Origin of the sequence: Flavobacterium sp. (assembly GCF_044361015.1) — a bacterium.
GTDB lineage: Bacteria > Bacteroidota > Bacteroidia > Flavobacteriales > Flavobacteriaceae > Flavobacterium.
In genome coordinates this window covers 1-5,283 of the sequence record NZ_JBIKJL010000091.1, presented here as the reverse complement: position 1 = coordinate 5,283, position 5,283 = coordinate 1, and the positions used below count along the sequence as shown (strand labels likewise).

The 5,283-nt window shown below is 35.9% G+C and carries 7 protein-coding genes; 6 read left to right on the top strand and 1 reads right to left on the bottom strand.

Features of this window, described 5'->3' with window-relative positions; translation table 11 throughout:
- From ACIQ2Z_RS12480 to ACIQ2Z_RS12460, 5 genes are all read left to right on the top strand, one after another.
- Window positions 1-513: sigma 54-interacting transcriptional regulator (locus ACIQ2Z_RS12480; protein WP_396184494.1), on the top strand; the 513-nt coding region annotated here is incomplete at its 5' end.
- Between the two features lie 74 nt (window positions 514-587).
- Window positions 588-1,199, top strand: a complete 612-nt coding sequence (locus ACIQ2Z_RS12475; protein WP_396184493.1) for a DEAD/DEAH box helicase — start codon at window positions 588-590, stop codon at window positions 1,197-1,199.
- Between the two features lie 59 nt (window positions 1,200-1,258).
- Window positions 1,259-1,477 (top strand): DUF2007 domain-containing protein, encoded by a 219-nt coding sequence (locus ACIQ2Z_RS12470; protein WP_396176156.1) that lies wholly within the window; start codon window positions 1,259-1,261, stop codon window positions 1,475-1,477.
- Window positions 1,478-1,507: 30 nt separating this feature from the next.
- Window positions 1,508-1,753 (top strand): hypothetical protein, encoded by a 246-nt coding sequence (locus ACIQ2Z_RS12465; protein ID WP_396176158.1) that lies wholly within the window; start codon window positions 1,508-1,510, stop codon window positions 1,751-1,753.
- 1 nt (window position 1,754) lies between these two features.
- The gene (locus tag ACIQ2Z_RS12460) at window positions 1,755-2,060 is read left to right on the top strand and encodes a type II toxin-antitoxin system RelE/ParE family toxin (protein WP_396184492.1); all 306 of its coding nucleotides are present in this window, start codon (window positions 1,755-1,757) and stop codon (window positions 2,058-2,060) included.
- A gap of 2 nt (window positions 2,061-2,062) precedes the next feature.
- Here ACIQ2Z_RS12460 and ACIQ2Z_RS12455 read toward each other — a convergent pair whose 3' ends face one another.
- Window positions 2,063-3,286 (bottom strand): MFS transporter, encoded by a 1,224-nt coding sequence (locus tag ACIQ2Z_RS12455; RefSeq protein WP_396184491.1) that lies wholly within the window; start codon window positions 3,284-3,286, stop codon window positions 2,063-2,065.
- A gap of 253 nt (window positions 3,287-3,539) precedes the next feature.
- Here ACIQ2Z_RS12455 and ACIQ2Z_RS12450 point away from each other — a divergent pair, with 253 nt between their 5' ends.
- A complete protein-coding gene (locus tag ACIQ2Z_RS12450) occupies window positions 3,540-5,174 on the top strand; it encodes an ABC-F family ATP-binding cassette domain-containing protein (RefSeq protein WP_396184490.1) in 1,635 nt (544 codons plus the stop codon).
- Window positions 5,175-5,283 lie beyond the last annotated feature (109 nt).

Here is a 5,283-nt window from a genome sequence, read left to right as displayed (position 1 = left end):
TTTACATCTGCCGTAAAAGACCGAGCCGGAAAATTTGAAGCTGCCGACGGAGGGACGATTTTTCTGGACGAAATTGGCGATATGAGTTTAGCCGCACAAGCAAAAGTACTTCGAGCTCTACAAGAAAATTTGGTGCAACGTGTCGGTGCTGATAAAGACATTAAAGTGAATGTTCGCGTTGTTGCTGCCACCAATAAAGATTTAAAAAAAGAAATAGCCGAGGGTCGTTTTCGTGAAGATTTGTACCATCGATTAGCTGTAATTTTAATTAAGGTGCCAGCGTTGAATGAACGTAGGGATGATATTCCTTTGTTAATTGAACATTTTACAGCCAAAATTGCTGAAGAGCAGGGTAATATTGCGAAAAGTTTTTCTCCAGCAGCAATTAAATTACTGCAGGAATATGATTGGACGGGAAATATTCGCGAACTTCGCAACGTGGTAGAACGCTTGATTATTCTGGGAGGAACTGAAATTTCTGAGAATGATGTGAAGCTTTTTGCTAGTAAATAAAAATAGTGATTAGTGAATAGTAATTAGTGATTAGTTGCTAGTTACTAATTACTAACCATTAATCACTCAAAACAATGCAGTTAAAAAAAATAAATTCGAAGCTTCAGCAAGCTCTTGTAGAGAACAATTTAACGGAAGCCAATGAATTACAACAAGAAACATTTTCCGCAATAAAAAGTGGGGTAGATGCTGTTATTCAATCACCACATGGTAGTGGGAAAACAACTACTATTGCACTGAATGTCATTCAGCGAATGGAAAAAGCAGTGGGAGAAAGCACTCGTGCCTTGGTATTGGTTGAAGACAAAGAAAAAGTGCTGGCAACCGTTGAACTTTTCAAACAGTACGCCAATTATAGCGATTTACGTGTGTTTGGAGCTCATGAAAAAGGCGACATCGATTACGATAAAAATCAAATTTCGTTGGGTTGTGACATCTTGGTAGGAACGCCAATCAAGATTAATGATATGTTTGCTTCTGCCGGATTTAACATGAATACCATCAAAATGTTTGTGGTTGATGATATTGACGAGATGTTGCGTAAACGGTTAGAGACAACAATTTTAAGACTTTCGAACAGTGTTGAAAAAACACAACGATTATTTTTCTGCTCAACCATCACCGAAAAAGTGGAAGTTTTAGCAGAAAAAATCATGATTGAACCGCTTTTCTTTGAAGCAGGATAAGCTTTCAAACTAAGTACTGCCGACTAATCGCTAAGGACTAATCACTAATTACTATAAAAATGGGCATGATCAAAATATTTTCAGGTAGCGAAATTTTAGCTTCCCGATTAAAAGAACAAATAGAAGCAATTGGCGTGGATGTTTTAAAAAAAGACAACATTCAATCCGCGAGATTGGGTGGTTTTGGCAACTCCGATTTGGCGGTTGAGTTATTTATTGACGAGCGTTATTACGGCAAAGTCAATGATGTAATTGAAGAATTTAGGATGAGTATATAAATTTGTATATTTGATACTAATTTGATTATTATGGATATAGGTGCAAAAAAAATTGAACTTTTAGATTGGTTGCTTCATCTGACAGATGAGCGTAAAATCAAAAAATTAGCGGCTTTCAAAAACATAATCGATAATGAAGTAGTTGCCCATACGGTTAGTGGATATCCAATTGACAAACAAGAGTATATTCATTTGGTTAAGGAGGCTGATGAGCGAATTAACTCTGGAACATTTATTACAATTGAAGATTTAGAAAAAGAAATTGACAACTGGTAGCATGCAGCAAGAAATTAGAATTGTTTGGGACATACATGCAAAAACTGATTTACGATTGATTCATGATTTTATAAAATTAAAATCACCTCAAGGAGCAAAAAATGTGCTAAATGATATTTTATCAGAAACGAAAAATATAAAGTTTGTTCAACAATATCAAGTGGACGAAATTTTGGGAGAGCCTTACCGAAGAATAGTAGTCAGAAATAATAAGATTATCTACAAAGTCCATTCTGCAGTCGAAATTAGAATTTTACAGATTTTTGATACCCGTCAAAATCCGATTCAGTTAAAAGTCAAAAAATAAATCTACCTAAAAATCTTCAAATAATACGCCAATACCGAAATAAACACTCCGAACATTCCAATAAAAGCAAAGGAATACCGCAAGCTTGTCAATTCGGCGATATGTCCGATAATCGGTGGTCCCATTAAAAACCCTAGGAAACTTATTCCGGTTACGATTGTTAACGCTTCTCCCGTTGGTATGCTCGAAATTCGTCCCGTCGTACTGTAAACTATAGGGATCACATTTGATACACCAAAGCCAACCATCATAAATGCCAGCGTACTTGGAATTAAAAAAGGAAAAACAACGGCCGTATATAATCCAACAGAAATAGTAATGCCACTAATTAAAAGGATTTTTTTTGCACCAAATTTCCGAACTAAAATATCACTTAAAAATCGGCCGGACGCCATGGTAATCATAAAAGATGTATACCCTAAAATAACTAATGCTCCGGGTGCTTTTACAATATCTTTGAAATAAACACCACTCCAGTCGAACATAATTCCTTCACTTGCCATGCAGCAAAAACCGATAACACCAAGCCAAACTAACGATTTATCAAGTTTGCCAAATCGGGGTTTTAATTCAAAAGTTTCGGGCTTGACTACTTTGACTTTTGCTAAATTTCGGTAATTGATAAAAATGATTACTCCAACGATGGCAAAAACGATTAAAAAATGTTGGTACGGAGTTAAATGAAAAGCCATCATCACCAAACCAGCCAAAGCTCCGAAAAACCCCGCTAAACTCCACGATCCGTGGAACGAGCCCATGATGGCTTTTTTGAAAATTTGTTCCGTATAAACGCCTTGGGTGTTAATGGATATATTGCTGAAATTTCCACAAATTCCAAAAAGATATAGTCCAAAAGCCAGTTGCCAAGGTTCCTCGGCTAAACCAATATTCGTAAGGCTAAATGCGTACAAGGGCAAAGCAAAAAGCAATACTTTTCTACTGCCAAAACGAGTAACAATTTTACCTGAAAAAGGCATGGCAGAAAGTTGTCCGATAGGTAAAACAAATAAAATAGTTCCTAATTCACCTTCACTTAAATTTAAGAATGATTTGATATCCGGAATTCTACTTGCCCAGGAAGCAAAACAAAAACCCATGCCGAAGTAAAAAAACGACATCGCCAAACGCATCCTGTTCAAATAGGATTGCTTTGCTTTTTGATAGCTTTTTTTGTGGTTTTGTTGCGGAATAATTTTTCCTAAAAAGCTGTAATCAAGTAATGGCATCGGTTGAATTGGCTGATTAAGTTAGCAAAATTAATTAAAAAAATAAGGTGAAGCTTGATTTTGAATACATTGGCTAACTTATTATCTAAAGTTCAAGAAAAGTTGGAGCAATTTATCAAATCAAAAATTAATTGTTCTACTATTTATCATTTTCAAACATTCGAATTCCACAAATCGGTTATCTTTGCACCTTGAAAAATCAGAAATGTGAGCTGACTTCAGGCTTCCATCTTCTAACTTCCAACTTAAAAATATGATTACAGTTAACGATATTGCCGTTCATTTTGGCGGAACCACTTTGTTTAGCGATGTTTCTTTCGCGATCAATGAAAATGATAAAATTGCCTTAATGGGTAAAAACGGTGCCGGTAAATCGACACTTTTGAAAATTATCGCGGGAGAAGCAAAGGCTTCCTCCGGAAATATTTCTGCTCCAAAGGATGCTGTGATAGCCTATTTGCCTCAGCATTTATTAACGAAAGATGATTCAACGGTGATGGAAGAAGCTTCGAAAGCTTTCGCAGAAATCTTCGACATGAAAAATGAAATCGATCATCTCAATGAACAATTGACTATTCGAACCGATTATGAAAGTGACGATTATATGAAATTAATCGAGCGTGTGTCTGAAGTCAGTGAGAAATATTATTCTATTGAAGAAGTCAATTACGAAGCTGAGGTTGAAAAAGTATTGAAAGGTTTGGGTTTTGAACGAGAAGATTTTAACCGACCCACATCTGAATTTTCCGGTGGCTGGCGAATGCGAATTGAATTGGCAAAAATCCTTTTGAAAAAACCCGATTTGATTTTATTGGATGAGCCTACCAATCACATGGATATTGAAAGTATTCAATGGTTGGAAGAGTTTTTAATCAATTCGGCCAAAGCGGTGATGGTGATTTCACACGACAGGGCTTTTGTAGATAACATTACCAATCGTACGATTGAAGTCACAATGGGTCGCATTTACGATTACAAAGCCAAGTATTCGCATTATTTGGAATTGCGAAAAGACCGTAGAGTTCATCAACAAAAAGCATACGACGAACAGCAAAAAATGATTGCTGATAATATGGAGTTTATCGAGCGTTTCAAAGGAACTTATTCCAAAACGTTGCAAGTGCAATCGCGAGTAAAAATGTTAGAAAAATTAGTTCCGGTTGAAATAGACGAAATTGATACCTCGGCTTTGAAATTGAAATTTCCACCTTCCATTCGTTCGGGTCAGTATCCGGTAATTGTGAAAGATTTGGAAAAATCCTATGGCGATCATTTGATTTTTAAAGATGCCAATATCGTGATTGAACGTGGTGATAAAGTAGCTTTTGTGGGAAAAAATGGCGAAGGAAAATCGACCATGATTAAAGCCATCATGAAAGAAATTGAAATCAATGGTGGAAGCGTTGAGATTGGTCACAATGCCCAAATTGGTTATTTTGCTCAAAATCAAGCCTCGATGTTGGATGAGAATGCCACCATTTTTGAAACGATTGACAACATAGCCGTTGGCGAAGTTCGCACACAAATAAAAAATATTTTAGGAGCATTTATGTTCCAAGGAGATGATATCACCAAGAAAGTTAAAGTATTATCCGGTGGCGAAAAAACGCGTTTGGCAATGATTAAATTATTGCTAGAACCGGTGAATTTATTGATTTTGGATGAGCCGTCGAATCACTTAGACATGAAAACCAAAGACATCATCAAAGATGCGTTGCGTGATTTTGACGGGACTTTAATTCTGGTTTCTCACGACCGTGATTTCTTGGACGGTTTGGCTACCAAAGTCTTTGAATTTGGCCACAAACGCGTGAAAGAACATTTTGAAGACATCAAAGGTTTCTTAGCCATGAAAAAAATGGAGAGTTTGAGGGAAATTGAAAAATAGGAAATAGTTTATTATTGTTCTAAAATAAAAATATCCCGATAAAAATTAACGGGATATTTTTTTAAAATGAATTAACAACAGTATTATAAATCAGTAATAATGAATTGAC

What these genes read in the sequence shown, in the direction of transcription:
- ACIQ2Z_RS12475 (WP_396184493.1), top strand. Translation starts at nt 588, where the DNA reads ATGCAGTTAAAAAAAATAAATTCGAAGCTTCAGCAAGCTCTTGTAGAG.
- ACIQ2Z_RS12470 (WP_396176156.1), top strand. Translation starts at nt 1,259, where the DNA reads ATGGGCATGATCAAAATATTTTCAGGTAGCGAAATTTTAGCTTCCCGA.
- ACIQ2Z_RS12465 (WP_396176158.1), top strand. Translation starts at nt 1,508, where the DNA reads ATGGATATAGGTGCAAAAAAAATTGAACTTTTAGATTGGTTGCTTCAT.
- ACIQ2Z_RS12460 (WP_396184492.1), top strand. Translation starts at nt 1,755, where the DNA reads ATGCAGCAAGAAATTAGAATTGTTTGGGACATACATGCAAAAACTGAT.
- ACIQ2Z_RS12455 (WP_396184491.1), bottom strand. Translation starts at nt 3,286, where the DNA reads ATGCCATTACTTGATTACAGCTTTTTAGGAAAAATTATTCCGCAACAA.
- ACIQ2Z_RS12450 (WP_396184490.1), top strand. Translation starts at nt 3,540, where the DNA reads ATGATTACAGTTAACGATATTGCCGTTCATTTTGGCGGAACCACTTTG.